Annotated in this window: 14 protein-coding genes and 2 pseudogenes; 5 read left to right on the forward strand and 11 right to left on the reverse strand. The window is 64.1% G+C overall.

Features of this window, described 5'->3' with window-relative positions; genetic code table 11:
• Window positions 1-164 precede the first annotated feature (164 nt).
• The 3 genes and pseudogenes from JQ627_RS14930 to JQ627_RS14940 all read right to left on the reverse strand — a co-directional run.
• Window positions 165-2,399 (reverse strand): ATP-binding protein, encoded by a 2,235-nt coding sequence (locus tag JQ627_RS14930; protein ID WP_249143098.1) that lies wholly within the window; start codon window positions 2,397-2,399, stop codon window positions 165-167.
• Between the two features lie 116 nt (window positions 2,400-2,515).
• On the reverse strand, window positions 2,516-2,989 hold the full coding sequence (locus tag JQ627_RS14935) for a hypothetical protein (RefSeq protein ID WP_212484933.1): 474 nt from the start codon (window positions 2,987-2,989) through the stop codon (window positions 2,516-2,518).
• A 119-nt stretch (window positions 2,990-3,108) separates the two neighbouring features.
• Window positions 3,109-4,017 (reverse strand): annotated as a pseudogene (locus JQ627_RS14940) (YifB family Mg chelatase-like AAA ATPase); the annotation flags it as partial.
• A gap of 245 nt (window positions 4,018-4,262) precedes the next feature.
• Here JQ627_RS14940 and JQ627_RS14945 point away from each other — a divergent pair.
• From JQ627_RS14945 to JQ627_RS14955, 3 genes are all read left to right on the forward strand, one after another.
• Window positions 4,263-4,814 carry a hypothetical protein gene (locus JQ627_RS14945; RefSeq protein ID WP_212484935.1) on the forward strand — a complete coding sequence of 184 codons (552 nt, stop codon included), beginning with the start codon at window positions 4,263-4,265 and terminating at the stop codon, window positions 4,812-4,814.
• Entirely contained in the window at window positions 4,792-5,547 is a 756-nt protein-coding gene (locus tag JQ627_RS14950) for a hypothetical protein (protein ID WP_212484936.1), read from the forward strand. The genes JQ627_RS14945 and JQ627_RS14950 overlap by 23 nt, the downstream gene beginning before the upstream one ends.
• 197 nt (window positions 5,548-5,744) lie before the next feature.
• Window positions 5,745-6,269, forward strand: coding sequence for a hypothetical protein (locus JQ627_RS14955; protein WP_212484937.1), 525 nt, complete (start codon window positions 5,745-5,747; stop codon window positions 6,267-6,269).
• 296 nt (window positions 6,270-6,565) lie between these two features.
• Here the strand turns inward: JQ627_RS14955 and JQ627_RS14960 are convergent, their stop codons facing one another.
• The 4 genes and pseudogenes from JQ627_RS14960 to JQ627_RS14975 form a co-directional block, all read right to left on the reverse strand.
• On the reverse strand, window positions 6,566-7,507 hold the full coding sequence (locus JQ627_RS14960; protein ID WP_212484938.1) for a hypothetical protein: 942 nt from the start codon (window positions 7,505-7,507) through the stop codon (window positions 6,566-6,568).
• Window positions 7,504-9,114: a recombinase family protein gene (locus tag JQ627_RS14965; protein WP_212484939.1), complete on the reverse strand. Its 1,611-nt coding sequence runs from the start codon at window positions 9,112-9,114 to the stop codon at window positions 7,504-7,506. Before JQ627_RS14965 ends, JQ627_RS14960 begins: the two co-directional genes overlap by 4 nt.
• A gap of 10 nt (window positions 9,115-9,124) precedes the next feature.
• Entirely contained in the window at window positions 9,125-9,322 is a 198-nt protein-coding gene (locus JQ627_RS14970; RefSeq protein ID WP_212484940.1) for a hypothetical protein, read from the reverse strand.
• Between the two features lie 44 nt (window positions 9,323-9,366).
• Window positions 9,367-10,011: pseudogene (locus JQ627_RS14975) on the reverse strand (magnesium chelatase domain-containing protein); the annotation flags it as partial.
• Window positions 10,012-10,238: 227 nt separating this feature from the next.
• Between JQ627_RS14975 and JQ627_RS14980 the strand changes: the two are divergent.
• Entirely contained in the window at window positions 10,239-10,484 is a 246-nt protein-coding gene (locus JQ627_RS14980; protein ID WP_027534981.1) for a PilZ domain-containing protein, read from the forward strand.
• Between the two features lie 79 nt (window positions 10,485-10,563).
• Window positions 10,564-11,337, forward strand: coding sequence for a tetratricopeptide repeat protein (locus JQ627_RS14985; protein ID WP_212484941.1), 774 nt, complete (start codon window positions 10,564-10,566; stop codon window positions 11,335-11,337).
• 18 nt (window positions 11,338-11,355) lie between these two features.
• On the opposite strand, the gene JQ627_RS14990 is transcribed toward JQ627_RS14985, so the two are convergent.
• From JQ627_RS14990 to cpaB, 4 genes are read right to left on the reverse strand one after another with little or no spacing between them, the layout of a single operon-like run.
• Window positions 11,356-12,645, reverse strand: a complete 1,290-nt coding sequence (locus tag JQ627_RS14990) for an AAA family ATPase (protein WP_212484942.1) — start codon at window positions 12,643-12,645, stop codon at window positions 11,356-11,358.
• Window positions 12,642-13,376 (reverse strand): CpaD family pilus assembly protein, encoded by a 735-nt coding sequence (locus JQ627_RS14995; protein ID WP_212484943.1) that lies wholly within the window; start codon window positions 13,374-13,376, stop codon window positions 12,642-12,644. The genes JQ627_RS14990 and JQ627_RS14995 overlap by 4 nt, the downstream gene beginning before the upstream one ends.
• A 52-nt stretch (window positions 13,377-13,428) precedes the next feature.
• Entirely contained in the window at window positions 13,429-14,946 is a 1,518-nt protein-coding gene (locus tag JQ627_RS15000; protein ID WP_212484944.1) for a type II and III secretion system protein family protein, read from the reverse strand.
• 13 nt (window positions 14,947-14,959) lie between these two features.
• Window positions 14,960-15,775, reverse strand: coding sequence for a Flp pilus assembly protein CpaB (gene cpaB / locus JQ627_RS15005; RefSeq protein ID WP_212484945.1), 816 nt, complete (start codon window positions 15,773-15,775; stop codon window positions 14,960-14,962).
• Window positions 15,776-16,051 lie beyond the last annotated feature (276 nt).

A 16,051-nucleotide genomic window follows, 5' to 3' on the forward strand; every position in this document is an offset into this window, starting at 1 on the left:
GTGGGCACGCTGCGCTTTGCCCACCCTACGATATCCGTGTTCGGAGCACGCCTGCCCCCACATCGTCATTGCGAGCGCAGCGAAGCAATCCAGAATCTTTCTGCGGAGGGATTCTGGATTGCTTCGTCGCAAGGGCTCCTCGCAATGACGGAGGAGAGACTTTCCTACACCGCCGGATGCCGCGCCGCCGCCAGCCCGGCCAGCGCCTCCTCCAGCTTCTCGCGATCGAGCGGCTTGATCAGAAATCCGTTCATGCCCGCCTCGAAACAGGCATAGCGATCCTCCACCAGCGTATTGGCGGTGAGCGCGAGGATCGGTGTGTGGTGGCCGCCTCTGGCAGCCTCGTGCGCGCGGATGCGTTTTGTCGCCTCGATGCCGTCGAGCTGCGGCATCTGGATGTCCATCAGCACGAGATCGTAGGGCGCGCCGGCGGATGACGCCGCGAGCCAGGATTCCAGCGCCGCCTCGCCATGAACGGTGATAACCACGCGGTGGCCGAGTTTCGTCAGCAGCGAGCGCATCAGCAGCGCGTTGATCTCGTTGTCTTCGGCGACGAGGATCGACAGGCCTTTTGTCGTGACTGTGCGGGAGGCGGGGTCAGCGGGCGGCTCCGGCGCCAGTTCGGGCGAGGCGACCTCTGGCGTCAGCGCGAGCCGTGCGGCGAGCGAAGCCGCTCGCAGTGGCTTGATGAGAAAGCCGGTGAAGGATGCTGAAAACTTCTCGTGGCGCGAGCTTGATGTCAGCAGCACCAGTCGCTGCGCCGCATGCTTGCGGGCGACCTCGCCAAGACGGTCGGCGATGGCAGCGCCGATCGCACGATCGACCAGCACCGCATGCCATGAGCGCTCCGGCAGCAGCGCCTCTGCGACTTCTCCATCCGAGACGAGGCAGGTCTGGCCGCCCCAGCGCTCCAGCCGCCGCGCGATCAGCGAGGCCTCGATGCCGTCGGCGATCAGGAGGATCGACTTGCCGGTGAGATCGGGGGTTGGGAACACCGTCTGTCCGGCGCCGGCTGGCGATGGCGTAAGCGGGATCGCGACCTCGAAGGTCGAGCCCTTGCCCGGCTCGCTCTCCAGGGTGATGCGGCCGCCCATGCGCTTGACGATGCGTTCGCTGATGGGAAGGCCGAGCCCGGTGCCGCCATAGGTGCGTGCGACGCGCTCGTCGGCCTGCTCGAACTCGCGGAAGATGCGCGTCCGCGCTTCTGGCGCGATGCCGATACCGGTATCGCGCACCAGAAAGCTGATCTCGTTCGGCCAGATGCCGGGTTCGACGATCAGCGCGACGCCTCCGGTCGCGGTGAACTTGATGGCGTTGCCGGCGAGGTTGAGCAGTACCTGGCGCAACCGCGCGGCGTCGCCGACGACCTCGAGCGGCAGGCGCTCGTCGACATAGGCGGCGATCTCGAGCTTCTTTGCCTGCGCGCGCGGCGCCAGCAGCTCCGTGATCTCCTCGATCATGGCCGAGAGCGCGAAGGGGCGCTGCTCGAGATCGAGCTTGCCGGCCTCGATCTTGGAATAGTCGAGCAGTTCCTCGATCAGCGCCATCAGCGCCTCACCGGAGGTTTTCACCGCCCTGGCATAGGTCGTCTGCTCCGGCGTCAGCGTGGTGTCGAGCAAGAGACCGCCCATGCCGATGATGCCGTTGAGCGGCGTGCGGATCTCATGCGAGGCCATCGCCAGGAAGCGCGACTTGGCGCGGTTGGCGGCATCGGCCTGGTCGCGCGCGTCCGACAGCGCGCGCTCGGTCTCGGTGCGGTCGGTGACGTCGCGTCCGACGCTCTGCAATTCGGCGGGCTGGCCGGCATCGAGACGGACATAGCCTTCGCGCCAGGCGATCCAGCGCGCGCCGAGCGGGGTGGTGATCCGCTGGTCGTGAATGCGCGTGCCGTTGCTTTCGCGGGCGTTGTCGCCCTGCTCAAGTACGTCGAAATCGAAACGCGTGCCGACCAGCGCGCTGCGCGCCTGTCCTGCGAGCGCGCAATAGGCGTCGTTGGCGAAGGTGATGCGGCCCTGGTGGTCGCGCAGCACGATCAGGTCGCCCTGTTGCTCGAACAGGCTGCGCGCGCGTTCTTCCGCTTCCTTCAGTTCCCAATTGCGGTCGATCAGCGTCTCGTTGTGGGCGGCCAGCTTGCGCATCCGCTTGTTGACGAAGCGCAGCCGCATGCTGAGAGTGGCAAGGCCGAGGCAGGCGAGGGCGAACAGGAAGCTCGCACCGATCGCGAACGCGTTGGGATCATAGCCGGATTTCTCGGAGCGGCTGCCGACGATGAAGCCATAGGCGCCGCCAAACGTCGCCGAGAAGATCATGAAGGAGCGGATCGCGAAGGCAATTCGGGGATGCTGTCGCCTGAAGCGGCGCATGCGCACCTTGATCCGGAACGTCCGATCCATCGCCATCGACCCCGACTCTTGTCCGAAACCACACTGCCGTGTGCGACGATGTCTCGCCGACCTTGCGAACAGCTTGAGGCTTTGGCTCGGCCTCCAAACAGGGTTGACGAGGTGTTAATGGCTCAGAGCGAGGCGGCCTGGAGCGGGAGCGGGCGGTGGCCGCCGTGGGCGCCAACGATCAGCGCCGCGGCCTCGCGCTGCGAGAACGTCTTCGAGCGCACATAGATGCGGTAATCGGCCGGCCCGTCGGTGGAGAGATAAATCACCGGGCCGCCGTCGACGGGCTGCGCGGCAATCGTGACGAGGCGGTTCGCCGGATTGGCCTGGCAGGAGTCCGGTTCAAAGCTCAGACCGTCATCCACGACCGCGAAGTCCGCATCGTCCGCATCGTCGGTGATCTGAACCCGCACCGTCGCCCGCGACGGATCGTCGGTGAAGGCGACATGGACGCCGGCCGTCCAGAACAGGGATGTCAGCTCGACCGAGGTATCGCCCAGGGCGATGCAGGGATGCGAGACCGATCCGATCTCGCTGCGGGCAAACACCGCAGCCGCCAACAGGGGAACAACCGAGGCCAGGAACTTGAAACGCAACATGACACTCTACTCGCCAGGCCCGGGGAGCTCGGATCGAGAACCCCAGTGGGGACTCTTGGGCCTTATGGTTTGCAGAGCGTAAAGGAAACTCGTTACCGCCGGGTTGATGCGCGGAATGATCAAGCCATCTGCCGCACATCCTCCGCGAGTGCGCGGTAGGACAGCGCTTCGGCGAGATGCAGCCGGCCGATCTTGTCGGCGCCGTCGAGGTCGGCGAGCGTGCGCGCCACCCGCAGCACACGGTGATAGCCGCGCGCCGACAGCCGCATGGTCTCGGCGGCGTCGCGCAGCAATTTGGCGCCTTGCGCATCCGGCTTGGCGATGTCTTCCAATACCGAGGCCGGCGCCTCGGCATTGGTGCGAACATGCGGCAGGCCCGCATCCGCGTAACGCGCGAGCTGGATGTCGCGCGCCGCCGCCACGCGCGCTGCGACCTCGGCTGAGCCCTCGGCCGGCGGCGGCAGGATCAGATCGGCTGCGGTGACCGCGGGAACCTCGATGCGCAGATCGATGCGGTCCATCAGCGGACCGGAGATGCGCGCCTGGTAGTCGCCCGTGCAGCGGTCGATGCGGCCGCGCTTGCAGGCATAGCCGGGCTCGAACGCATTGCCGCAGCGACACGGATTCATCGCCGCGACCAGCATGAAGCGCGCGGGATAAGTCACGCGATGATTGGCGCGGGAGACAGAGACCTCGCCGTTCTCCAGCGGCTGACGCAGCGAATCCAGCACGCGCGGATCGAATTCGGGCAACTCGTCGAGGAACAGCACGCCCTGATGCGCGAGCGAGATCTCGCCGGGTTTTGCGCGCATGCCGCCGCCGGTGAGTGCGGCCATGCTCGCAGAGTGATGCGGCGAACGGAACGGTCGCCGCGCGGTCAATGCACCGCCCTCGATCTCGCCGGCAACGGAGGCGATCATGGAGACTTCGAGCAATTCGCCCGGCGACAGCGGCGGCAGGATCGAAGGCAGGCGCGCCGCCAGCATCGATTTGCCGGCACCGGGCGCGCCGATCATGAGCAAGTGATTTCGTCAATGGGAGAAAGCCGCTCTGTTGCCCTCTGCTTGGGTCCCATACGGCCAACGGGGGTCCCTTTTCGAACGACCCTCCCCCCGTGCTTCAAACTGCTCGGCTTGAAGGGACATTCGCCGCCTCGTGTCGCTGTCGCTCAACCTCCTGCGGAAGCACTCCAAAATCCTGTTAGATCAGAACCGGAGAAATGCGCGGGGCGCTCTACCTGTGATAAACCGTCTTCAAATCTGGGGGAGTGGCAATGAGCAACAACTTGAAGGTCCGCCTTCGGTCTGGCGACGCGGAGATTGAGATAGAGGGTTCCCGAGGCGACATCGACCAGCTGCTGGAACGATGGTGGCAGCTAAAGGAAGTGCAGTCCGCGCAACCATCACGCCCGAATGGGGCTGCCAAGCCTAAGCGCAAGCCCACTCAACACGCAACCAATGAAGCCAACGCTCCTGATAGCTCGCTTGATGTGAACGCCATCGCCAATCAAGTGAAAGAAAGCGAGCACTTTCCCTCAATCGAGCAGAAGATACTGCATGCGTCTGGGCAGCGCTACAACAAGGTGGCGTTCGCCATTTGGTTCGTAAACCAGCCGCTGACTTCAGGAGACATACACCGCGTGCTCACGGCACTTGGTGTCCGCATCGGACTTCCTTCAGTGTCGGAGGTCCTGAAGACCAACCTGAAGAAGCTGACAACGGACAAGGCCCGGAAGCACGGCGGAGCCCCTGCGGCATACCAGCTGACTGCGAAGGCTCGCGCGGATTTTGCGAATTGGCTGCTTGCCGCTGAAAATGAACAATAAGCTATCAACGTTCGCAGAGGGGTTGGCGCGACTGGGTTTGTCTGAGAAGGGCTGCGCCCTCGCCCTGCTGTGGTTTCAAACCGAAGTAGAAGGTCAGCCAGAACAAACTCCAGCCCTCTTGGCGAGGATGATGCACGACCTTTCCTTGCGCGGGGTGGTCAACTCATCCCGTTTAGGAGCCCAGCTACTGGCGGATCGCAGCGTTATGCGGGGTAGGCAGCCGGGCACAGTCAAGCTGCGTCTGGCAGCAATTCCGCAGCTATCGAGCAAATACTCTGTATTGGTCGGCTCTGTTCCCAAACCAAAGATTGATGACCACCTGCTGCCTGAAGACATAGTCGAGGGGACGCGGCAGTATCTTCAAGCTCTCGTTCAGCAAATCAACGGGAGCTACCACTTTGGCTTCTATGACGCATGCGCAGTGTTATCCAGGAGATTGGAGGAGTGCCTGCTCATTCTCGCCTTCGAAGCTGCAGGGGCGCGAGAAGCCATCCTTGATCCAAAGGGCGACTACGTGACCTTAGAGAAGATCATCTCTCAGGTCTCGGCCACGCGACACGTCAAGCTGGCACGCGGCGCCACCGCCACTCTTACGAAAATGAAAGAGCTTGGCGATACGGCCGCTCACCACCTGACCTACGTGACGCGGCAGCGCGACATAGACGAACAGAGGGTGCCGTACGCGAAGGTGATTTCGGAACTGGTCCACCTCGCGAAGCTGAAGCCCGAGTAAGGTCAGGGGCAGCCTTCACGGGTCCCATAGTCTGAACCGGGTCCCATTCCGAACACGGCCGAAACCCGCTTCACTGTGCGGCCTTAGAGCTGTCGATTGCTGCCAAAGTCGCACATGCGCTTCGCCTGACGCCCACGACGGTTCTACGCATCACGTGGTATGGCGGTGGTTCTCAACATGGGGGTTCGAGGCGGCCTATGGTCCAGATACGCAAGCAACAAGAGCGCGGCTTCATCGGCGCCCTGCTCATCAACTGCATTCCAGATGTCGCAATAGCGTGGGCAGCGAGCAGTTTCTTCAATGGCGATAGGGATGTGGCAGCAAACGCGGTGCTCATCTTTCTCGCTCTCCAAGTGGTCTACCTCGCTGTGTGGCTACGGCGGATCGTGTGGGGCTGGCTGCTCTACTGGGTGTCGAACCGTCGCAAGATGACGGAGCACCTCGAAGACTTCTTGCACAAGCAGCGCTTTCCCTGCCCGCCTGAGGTCATCGGTAGTGTTGATGATTATCTTGCTGGCGTCGCTGACAACAGCAATGTGTCTGCACAAGTGAGGCTGAAGGCCGCCACGGAGCTGGGGGTGCTCGCAGGCATCAGGGCGTCCGGCAACGGGCTCTACGCCATGCAGTTGGCGATGGCCTATGAACGGGCGCTCCAGAGCTATGAGCGCAGGTTCGCACCTCGGGAGCCCAGTGACGAACAGTGGCTCGATGCTCGTACATAGGCGGCCGTTCGGGGCTTCCTGTGGTCCTTTGGCGGCCCGAGGGGTGTCCCCGGGTCAGCCTTAGCACCAAGTAGCACCATGCTACCATCTTGTCATAAACTGTAGCGGTGCCAAAATACCCATGCGCGCCAAGGCCCCTCGTGCGGCCTCGTTTTCTTATATCCTATTGATTTCTTTCAACTATACCCGCGTAGCAGCGCTATTAACGCCTATGCAGATGCACACCACCGGGTCCTAAATGCACCCCGAGGAAGGGGCGAGAGGTTTTCTTGGGGGCTGTCAGGGCAAGTAGCCCATCATTCATCAACGTCCTGAGCCTCATATGCCGCTTCGTCTTCCTCCGCTTCCCGCTGGCTCCGCACGTGCCTCTGCAGGGCCTCGATGAGCTGGGGGCACAGGTCGGGGTCGTAGAGCCAAAGGGCACGCGCGGTCACCTCAGGGTCCTCCGAGAGCTTCGTAGTCATCCTTGTGACGAGGGCGCGGGAGAGCTTTGCCGCCGCATCATTCACGTCCCATTCCTTGGGCGTCAGGTCCAAGAGCACCCCGTTGACTTTGTTCCACGTGTGGGCGCGCAGGTCCGTGCCGAACTCTCTGTTCAGTTTCTCGCCCCACAGACGGTCAGCGTCGGATTGCTCAGTCTTGTTGAACCCTTGGTGGCACCTCATGGCCCGGCGCATCTTGGCCACCGTGCCTTCGCCTGCACCCGTGAGCTTGACCACCTCTCGCTTGCTGCCCCAGTCCAAGAGTGTTCGCTTCCAAGCCTCCTCGTGCTTGTCGCCCTGCTGGACCAACAGATGTGTCTTCTCGTTGCGCCTCAGGCTCTCGTCGGTGGCCTCGCGTACCGTGCCTGCGAACCATTCACACTTGATCGGCGCGGTGTGCTTCAGTTTCCGATAGGCGGCGAGGCGGTGATGTCCATCAACCACCACCCACTCGTGTCCGTCCACGGCCCCTGTGTAGGGATTGGTGGTCCTCAGCTTCACAACCAGCGGCGGGTCCATGTCCTTCCGCTGTATCCGTGTGGCGAGACTGTTGACGTGCCTCGTATCAACCTTGCTCAGGCCATAGCCCGGCCGTCTTGGCTGAAACAATTCCAAGCGCTCTCGGATGTCCTGCGGTGGAACCTGGACGTACACGGGTTGCCCATCAGTCTGCTCAGGGCGCTCAATCAGCTTCTCGGCTTCCTGCAGAGACTTCGCGGCGTCCAATGGTCTGATCTTGCTGAGTTGGTGTTTCATTCCACGTCTTCTTGCTCTTGGCCTTCAATCTGCTGTCCGTCCCAGTCGAAACGGTTCGTCATGAACAACGTTTCCTGAGGCTCGTCTGCGTGGTGCCATAGGATGTCCAAGCGGCCTTCCTGTGGTCTCATGGTCATCTTGCTCACAGCACCGCGCAGCGCCTTGTTGGCCTCCTCAGTGTCCATAGGTTCCGCTGTGAGGGCCTTGTCTACCGCTGCCAGCCGCATCTTGACGTTGGTGCTGGCCAGAGCGTCACGCCGTTCCTTTAGTTCCCGAACGTATTCGGCCCTCCTGTCCGTCTCTTCCTCGGCATCTTTCAGGGCCTGTTTGGCGGCCCGGCTCTTGTCCGAAATCGAGAGGTCCAACAACTGCTGCTCTCTGATTTGGGCATGGACGAGGTTGGACGTGGCCTCTTCAATGTCACTGTCCAGCTCTGCGGTGTTCTTGCCGCGAGGCGCTTCTTCAAGTGTCATCGCGAGGCCATGTTTGAACGCCTTCACCGCCTGATCGTAGGGCACGCTCTCGTACTTGCATGTGCCCGCCTTCGCGTGTGCCGCCGCGCACACGAGGTAAACGAAATCGCCCTTGTTGACCCTCGTGACGGTGCCTCCGCAGTGCTGGCATTTCATTACACCGGCGAAGATGGACCGCACGGGCGCCTTGGCGTTCCTGCCGCGTGCCCCGGTGGTGCTCAGGCGGGCGTTCACGCGCTCGAATAGCTCTCGGTCCACCGCTGCGGGGAACCTGTGGGCAATGGGTTCCTGCGGAATACGTTGCTTGGTGCGCTGGCCTTCAACCTTCCTCACCGTGTGTGGCACAAAGACACCAATGGCCGCCTTGTTGGTGAGTAACTTGCGGATGTAGCTGCGGTGCCAATACGCCGCCTTCCAGCCGCCCGCGCCCCACGTGTCTTCCTTGGTGTCGTTGAGATGCGCCGCGATGCTGTGCGCTCCCATGCCGTCGTCAGCCATCTCGAACATCCAGCGTAGCAACGCCGCACGTTCGTCGATCAGCTCGTAGCTCGATGTCTCGGTGTTCCAGCATATCCACGCAGGTAGCCTCAGCGTGTACGGCTTGGTGAGCTTCTCTTGTCCTGCAAACTTCTGACGCCGCGCCGCGTGTGCCTTGGCGACGCGAACGCCCTTGGTGGCGCTCTCCTCATTGGCGCGGATAAAGCGCAGCACCATCATGAGGAACAGCACGGGGTCGCTGTCGAGCGCGGCTGCGTTGTACTCTCGTCCACCGTCCGACATGTCGATGACGGTCACCCCCGCCTCAACGATGTCCTCAATCGCGCGGACGGCCTTGCGTGCTACCTGTCTGCTGATGCGGTCGAGGTTTTCGACGAGGAGCCAAGAGCCGGGAGGAATGGTGCCGTCTCGAACGCGTTCAACGAAAACGCCCAATGCGCCTGTCTCTCGGTTCGCTCCATGGAACCCGGAGACGCCCTTGTCCTCAAAGGTCAGTTCATCATCCAGCACCACATTGTTCGCAGCGGCCCACGCCTGCGCCGCATCGGTCTGACGCTGGCGCGAATGACCCTTTGCCTGCTCGGGTGTGCTGAACCGAACGTAGCTATACGCCCTCGGGGGCCGCTGCGTCTCCATGTGGATGGTCTCAGCTGCTCAGGGCTTCACGGGTGACCGTGGCGAGTACGGTATCGACGCAGCCCCACCGGACCGCTAAGCGGTGCGCCCAAGCCTCAATGCGCTCTCCAAGGGCTTGCTCGCGTTCTCCTGCGGCCTGCACGGCCCAGCTGAACCTGACTGCTGCGGTGACGATGCGATGGCTGGCTGCGGTCGTAATTTGCTTCATGGTCAATCTCCCCTTACCGCCCCTCGTGGGCATTGGGAAGATCACATGAGCAGGTGATGTCCGCCGGCGGCCGCGATCTCCAGCGCGCGCTTGGCGCTCTCCTGGCCCTTGATGTCGCGCAGGTCGAGCGTGGAGGCGGCGGCTTCGTGCACGCGCGGCGCGGGCCGCGACAGCACCTGCGTGCCCTTGAAATGGTTGGCGATCTGGATCAGCGATTGTGCCGCGATGATCTGGATGTCCGGGCTCGCCCACGCCGCTTCCGAGCCGCAGTCCGCCGGACAGATCAAGCCTTCCTCGCGCACATTGGCGCCGATCGCGGCGGGCAAAACGCCGGCCACCGGCGCGATCGAGCCGTCGAGGCCGAGCTCGCCGAGCACGGTAAAACCGGTCAGCGCATCCGGCGGTATCGCGCCGATTGCGGCCATCAGCCCGAGCGCGATCGGCAGGTCGTAATGGCTGCCCTCCTTGGGCAGGTCGGCGGGTGCGAGATTGACGATGATCCGCCGCGCCGGCAGCGCCAGCCCCGAGGCGATCAGCGCCGAGCGGACGCGCTCCCGCGCCTCCGACACCGCCTTGTCCGGCAGGCCGACGATGGCAAAGGCCGGCAGGCCAGGCGCGACCTGCACCTGCACGTCGACCGCGCGGGCCTCGATCCCCTCAAAGGCGACGGTAGAAACCCGCTGAACCATGCCCGAACCAGCCTGCCCTCTCGTACAATTAGGGGTAGCAGAGCCTGATCTTTCTTGCAAGAACAATACGAGAACGATCCTGAAGGCCCGGAAAACCCTAACCGATCGTAAACATCTCAGAGACACTACGCCTCGAATGCGAGCGGCTCTCCTCAGCACATCCCAACGAATGTCCGCTACTCCTAGAGGTGCGGGATGGGCCGTGGTCTAACGGGTGAACAATTCAAATGCTTGCAAATCGCCGCAGAAGCGAACGACGGGTGTGCACTCGTCTCGCCAAGATTCACTTTGGCGCGGGCTCGCTGCCGAGGGATTGCACGATCACGGATATCTCGGACGGCGGCGTGAAAGTCGTGGCGGAGTTTCTGGAAGTGCCGCCGCAATTCACCATCATCTTCGCGCCCGACTATTCCCGCCAATGCCGCCTGCGCTGGCGCATCGGCTGCGAGTTTGGCGCTGAATTCACCGATTGAGCCGGACAGGCGCCGTCCCTTAACGGGACTTTAGCGTTAATGGGTAAGCATCTCTGATCAGTCGCCGAGTGATCAGAGTATGTCCAAGCGTTTGTCCGTTGCCTCTCCCCCGGCGAAATATCTGTTCTCCGCGCTTCTGGTCCTTGCCCTCGGCGGCTGCCAGACCACGAGTCTTGAGGATGTGACCGGCGCCCTCGGCGGCAGGCCGGAAACAGCGTCCAAGGCCGATCCCAAGCCTGATATGGACGCGCTGCGCGAGCGCTATCGCGCCAAGCCCAGCGATCCAGCAGTCGCTCTCGAATACGGCAAGGCGCTGCGCGAGACAGGCCAGCGCGCCCAGGCCGTCGCGGTGATGGAGCAGGCCGTGCTCGCCCATCCCAGCAACAAGGCGCTGCTCGCCGGCTACGGCCGCGCGCTCGCCGATAGCGGCAATTTCCAGCAGGCTTTCGATGTGCTCGGCCGCGCGCACACGCCCGAGGATCCCGACTGGCGCATCCTGTCGGCGCAAGGCGCGGCGCTCGATCAGCTCGGCCGCAACGAGGAGGCGCAGCAATATTATGCGGCAGCGCTGAAGATCGTGCCCGAGGAGCCGCAGGTTCTGTCCAATCTCGGTCTGTCCTACATGCTCCAGAACAATCTGCCGCGGGCCGAGGAAACCCTGCGCCGCGCGCATGAGCGCAATGCCGCCGATTCCCGCGTGCGTACCAATCTCGCGCTCGTGCTGGGGCTGGAAGGAAAGCAGGCCGAGGCCGAGTCCATCGTGAAGGCCGACCTGCCGCCGGATCAGGCCGCGGCAAAGGTCACGGCGCTCCGGCAGCTTCTGGCGAAGAAGCAGCAGCGGGCGGACAAATAATCCGCCCCGCTATTCTTACTAGGACGCCTTGCGATGCGGGGCTGAGCTGCGGCCCGCCCTGCCCTTCAGCTTCTTCAGCAGCGGTCCGAACAGCGAGCGCTTCGGCTTCTTCACTTCGCCGCGCCCGGCGAGGCGGTTCGCCATGTTCTGGAACAGCTCGGTGGTGCGGTGGCTCTTCGAGACCTCGGCGATCATCTGGCCGTTATTGGCGGCGGTCGAGAACAGCTTTGAATCGAACGGGATCACCGCGATCGGCTGGCTCTCCATGGTCTTGGCGAACGCCTTGACCTCGATCTCCGCGCGCTTGTGCATTCCGACCTGGTTGATGCAGTACAGCGGCGGCCGGTCGTTCGGCCGTGCCGCCTTCAGTACGCTCAGCATGTTCTTGGTGTTGCGCAGATTGGCGAGATCGGGCTCGGCCACGATCACGATGTCGTCGGCATTGACCAGCGCACGGCGCGTCCAGCCCGACCATTGGTGGGGAACGTCGAGCACGATGCAGGGCGTGGTCATGCGCAGCGTGTCGAAGATTGCATCGAACGCTTCGGCGCCGAAATCATAGACGCGGTCAAGGGTGGCGGGCGCAGCGAGGAGGCTGAGGCGCTCGGTGCATTTGGCGAGCAGGCGCTCCATCAGCGCCGTGTCCGGCCGGTCCTGCGACAGCACCGCGTTGGCGATGCCCTGCACGGGATCCTGATTGTAGTCGAGGCCGGCGGTGCCGAAGGCGAGGTCGAGATCGATCACGACGGAATCGAGCGCGAGGTCGCGCGCGATGGTCCAGGCCACATTGTGCGCGACCGTGGACGCGCCGACGCCGCCCTTGGCGCCGACCACCGCGATGACGCGGCCGGTGATGATGGCTTCCGACGCCGAGAACAGGCTGCAGATCGAGCGGACAACGTCGAGGGTCTCGACCGGTCCGACCACGTAATCGTTGACGCCGCGGCGGACCAGCTCGCGATAGGGCGCGGTGTCGTTGGGATTGCCGATCACGACCACCCGGGTGCCGGGATCGCAGACGCCGGCGAGATCGTCGAGGCCCTCGAGGATATCGCGTGTGCCGTCGGATTCGATCACGATGACGTTCGGCGTCGGCATCGTGTCATAGACCTCGATGGCCGCAGCCAGGCCGCCGCCCTTGGCGGTGAGATGCGCCTTGGCGAGACGGCGATCCTGCCCTGCCGCGGTCACCGCGGCGAGCGTCTGCTCGGTCTCGCAAAAGGCCTGCACCGAGATGCGAGGAACCGGCGCAATGTGTTCCTCGGGGTGCCGCGGATCGTCCGCTTCTTCTTCGTGAAGACTTGTCATTTGCCGGTGTCGCTGAGTTTGGCCTTGTCGGCTTCGGGATAGGCGGTCGCGGTCGTCGTGCCCTTGCGGTAGCGCTCGAACGCGATGTCGCGCCGCGCGGTATAGGCGGGCGTTTCGGCACGCGGCTGCTCGAGGTCGGCGGGGTTGTCGATCATCGCCGCGAGGTTGCGCTGGCTGGCGCAGCCGAGATTGAAGTACGGCCGGTTCTCGTTGTAGCCGGGGTCGAGGATGTTCGGGCCGACGTCTTCCGGCCACAGCCCGCAGGGACCGGCGACTGCGGCGATCCTGGAATAGCTCAGGCGGATGGTGGGCAGCAGGCCGGGATCCTCGGGGCGATAGGGATGCTGGACGATGGCACGCGACGGCACGCCGCCGGATGCGAGCACCGACCGGATTTCGCGATAGGTCGCCGCCGCGGCGCGCGAATTCGCAGTGTCGACCGGTACGTCGACGACGACGGAACCGGTGCCTTCGCGCACCCAGTCCCGGGCAATGCCCGCGACGTCCGCGTGCTGCTCGGCGGAGAGGCCGCCACGAGACTTGCCGACGAAGATCACGATCGACTTCTTGGCTTCCTGCACCGCGATCGGGTGGCGCTGGCGATAGTCGGTCGGTACCGTCTGGGTGACGATCTCACCGGTGGTGTTGCAGGCGCCGAGCATGACGGAGAGCCCCGTCAGCGCGAGCGCGATCCGCAGGTTGCGACGTCGATCGGTGATCGTCTTCATCATCGCTTTGTCCCCTCTTGGCCCGTTTCTTGCCCCGGTCCCCAAACCGTCCGTCTCAGTCGATGATGAAGCCGAAATCGCCGCCGGTGCCCTCGATCGGGTCGACGCGGCGCGCGATGCCGTAGAGGCGGTTCATGCGGCCGAGCAGCGCCGTCTGCGCGTCCGAGGCCGGCGCAAAGCCGTCGTCGGGCCGCGACAATTCCTTCTGGGCGACCGCGCGCACCACATAGGGCGTCACGATCACCATCAGCTCGGTCTCGTTGTTGACGAAGTCCTGGCTGCGGAACAGCGCGCCGATGATCGGCACCTGGTCGACGCCGGGCAGGCCGTTGATCGCCTGCTTGGTCTGCTGCTGGATCAGGCCGGCCATCGCCATCGAGCCGCCGGAAGGAATCTCCAGCGTGGTCTCGGCGCGGCGGGTCTGGACCGAGGGGATGGTGATGGAGCTCGTCGAAGATGAAGAGATCGCCTGCGTCACCGTGATGGCGTTCTGGTTCGACAGCTCCGACACCTCCGTCATCACCCGCAGGCTGATCCGCCCTTCGCTGAGCACGACCGGGGTGAAGTTCAGGGAGATGCCGAATTTCTTGTAGGTGATCTGGGTGGTACAGACGTGGGTGACCGGATCGCAGGCGTAGCCTCCGGGAATTGGAAATTCGCCGCCGGCGATGAAGGTCGCCGATTCACCCGAGATCGCCGTCAGGCTCGGTTCGGCCAGCGTCCGCATCACACCGGCGCTTTCCATCGCCCGCATCGTGGCGTTGACGGTGGCCACGCCCTTGGCGAGGCCGGTGACGCCAAGGGCGTTGCTGCTGACCAGTGGTCCGCCGCTGGCCGCGAACGGGTTGGAATTGTTGAAATTCACCACCGCGGTGCCGGCATTCAGGCTGGCGCTGAGGTCGACGCCCAGCTGCTTGACGATGTCACGGCGCACCTCGCCGACGACGACCTTGAGCATGACCTGGTCGCGGCCGCGCACGACGATGTTGTTGACGACCTTGTCGGAGCCGCCGACCAGCTTCGCGGCGACGTCGCCGGCCTGCTGGGCTTCGACCGGGCTCGACACCGAGCCGGTCAGCATCACGCTTTCGCCGACGCCTTCGATCTGCACGCCCGGCAGCGACTGGCGCAGTGCCGCGCGCATGCCGTTGAGGTCGCGCTTCACCGCGATGTCGTAGGAGGCGACCTGCTGGCCGTCGGCGGTGAAGAACACGACATTGGTCTGGCCGACCTGGCCGCCGATGATATAGGCGCGCTGCGACGAGCGGATCACCGCATTGGCGATCTTGGGATCGGCCACCAGCACATCCTTGACCTCGCGCGGCAGGTCGATGACGACCGACTTGCCGACGCCGAGCGACAGCGAGCGCGTCCGCGCCGACGCAACGGTCGATACCGGCGACACGCCGAGATCCGGCGCCTGCATCGGTGCCTGGTCGCCGACCGGCGCATCCGCGGCGCTGACGAACCCGGGGGCTGCGACCAGCCCCAGCATCAGCATTGCCCCTGCCCAGAACGAGTGCGTGCGCTTCCCCCGAATTCGCATGCCCGTCCGATCATCCCCGTAGTTCATGCTATCCCCATCATCACTTCTGTGACGTCAGTTGCCGTGCCTGCACGCCGTAACGGATTACGTTCACGCCGCCGGGACGCTTGATCGCCTGGTCTTCGGGCGTGCCGTCGACGGCGTTGGCGTCGACGATGCTCCGCAGTGCGAGCGTCAGCGAGCCGCCCTGCCGCGCGGCCGAGAGTGTCGCGACCTGGTCTGGCTTGAGCTCGAGCGTGACGGTCTTGCCGACGACGGCGTTCTGGCCGTCCTTTTCCTTTGGCGCCTGGTCGATCGCGAGCACGCGGATGTTGGTCAGGAGGACCTCGGACAGGACGAGGTCGTTGCCGCCGGTCGCGCCATTGTTGTTGTCGGGATTCTTCAGGCGGCGGGTCAGCACGATGTCGACGCGGTCGTTCGGCAGGATGAAGCCGCCGGCGCCGGTCTCGGCTGAAATTTCGGTGGAGACGGCCCGCATGCCCGAGGGCAGGATCGCGGCCATGAAGCCGGAGCCTTCGGCCTTCACCAGCTTCTGCTCGCGGATCGGCTCGCCCTGCATCAGGGGGACGCGCGCGATCGAGCCTGCGATCTGGGTCTGCGCTTCGGGCCTGTTGTCGCGGCGGATGAAGGCGCTGCTCGCAGTCGCGGCCGGCCAGGACTGCCATTGCAGGTCCTCGGGCTTGACGGCCTGGCCGAGTTGGATGTCGTTCTTCGCGATCAGGACCTCGACCGTCGGCAGCTTCTCGGCGACGGGAAGGGCGGGCGCGGGCTTGTTGTCAAAGCCGCTCGCCAGATACGCAGCGACACCGCCGGCGCCCAGCGCGATGACGAGAACGACAATGCGTGCGGTGTTCATACGCCTCTACCCTTACGCGGGGCACTCGAACCGCACGTGGCGGGTTCCCCCGCGTCGATGAGTAGGGAGTAAAAGTATAAGGGGTGTTGCGAGGCCGAGTGTGATGGCCGGTCACGGTGCCAGTTTTGAGCAGATGGTGAACGACGCGTTATTCGCTCGGCCAGTGGCCCCGTAGAATCACGCAACGCGGATCGTGCGTTCGAACGATGCGCGCGGCGTCATGGTGAATGGGTGGTTAGCGATGCGCGCGATCGGTTGCGAGCGACGATAATGCTG

Origin of the sequence: Bradyrhizobium liaoningense, from assembly GCF_018130785.1 — a bacterium.
GTDB lineage: Bacteria > Pseudomonadota > Alphaproteobacteria > Rhizobiales > Xanthobacteraceae > Bradyrhizobium > Bradyrhizobium liaoningense_A.

Excerpts from the sequence above, each read along its gene's own strand:
- JQ627_RS14930 (WP_249143098.1), bottom strand. The coding sequence starts at position 2,399 with ATGGCGATGGATCGGACGTTCCGGATCAAGGTGCGCATGCGCCGCTTC.
- JQ627_RS14935 (WP_212484933.1), bottom strand. The coding sequence starts at position 2,989 with ATGTTGCGTTTCAAGTTCCTGGCCTCGGTTGTTCCCCTGTTGGCGGCT.
- JQ627_RS14945 (WP_212484935.1), top strand. The coding sequence starts at position 4,263 with ATGAGCAACAACTTGAAGGTCCGCCTTCGGTCTGGCGACGCGGAGATT.
- JQ627_RS14955 (WP_212484937.1), top strand. The coding sequence starts at position 5,745 with ATGGTCCAGATACGCAAGCAACAAGAGCGCGGCTTCATCGGCGCCCTG.
- JQ627_RS14960 (WP_212484938.1), bottom strand. The coding sequence starts at position 7,507 with ATGAAACACCAACTCAGCAAGATCAGACCATTGGACGCCGCGAAGTCT.
- JQ627_RS14965 (WP_212484939.1), bottom strand. The coding sequence starts at position 9,114 with ATGGAGACGCAGCGGCCCCCGAGGGCGTATAGCTACGTTCGGTTCAGC.
- JQ627_RS14970 (WP_212484940.1), bottom strand. The coding sequence starts at position 9,322 with ATGAAGCAAATTACGACCGCAGCCAGCCATCGCATCGTCACCGCAGCA.
- JQ627_RS14980 (WP_027534981.1), top strand. The coding sequence starts at position 10,239 with ATGCTTGCAAATCGCCGCAGAAGCGAACGACGGGTGTGCACTCGTCTC.
- JQ627_RS14985 (WP_212484941.1), top strand. The coding sequence starts at position 10,564 with ATGTCCAAGCGTTTGTCCGTTGCCTCTCCCCCGGCGAAATATCTGTTC.
- JQ627_RS14990 (WP_212484942.1), bottom strand. The coding sequence starts at position 12,645 with ATGACAAGTCTTCACGAAGAAGAAGCGGACGATCCGCGGCACCCCGAG.
- JQ627_RS14995 (WP_212484943.1), bottom strand. The coding sequence starts at position 13,376 with ATGATGAAGACGATCACCGATCGACGTCGCAACCTGCGGATCGCGCTC.
- JQ627_RS15000 (WP_212484944.1), bottom strand. The coding sequence starts at position 14,946 with ATGAACTACGGGGATGATCGGACGGGCATGCGAATTCGGGGGAAGCGC.
- cpaB (WP_212484945.1), bottom strand. The coding sequence starts at position 15,775 with ATGAACACCGCACGCATTGTCGTTCTCGTCATCGCGCTGGGCGCCGGC.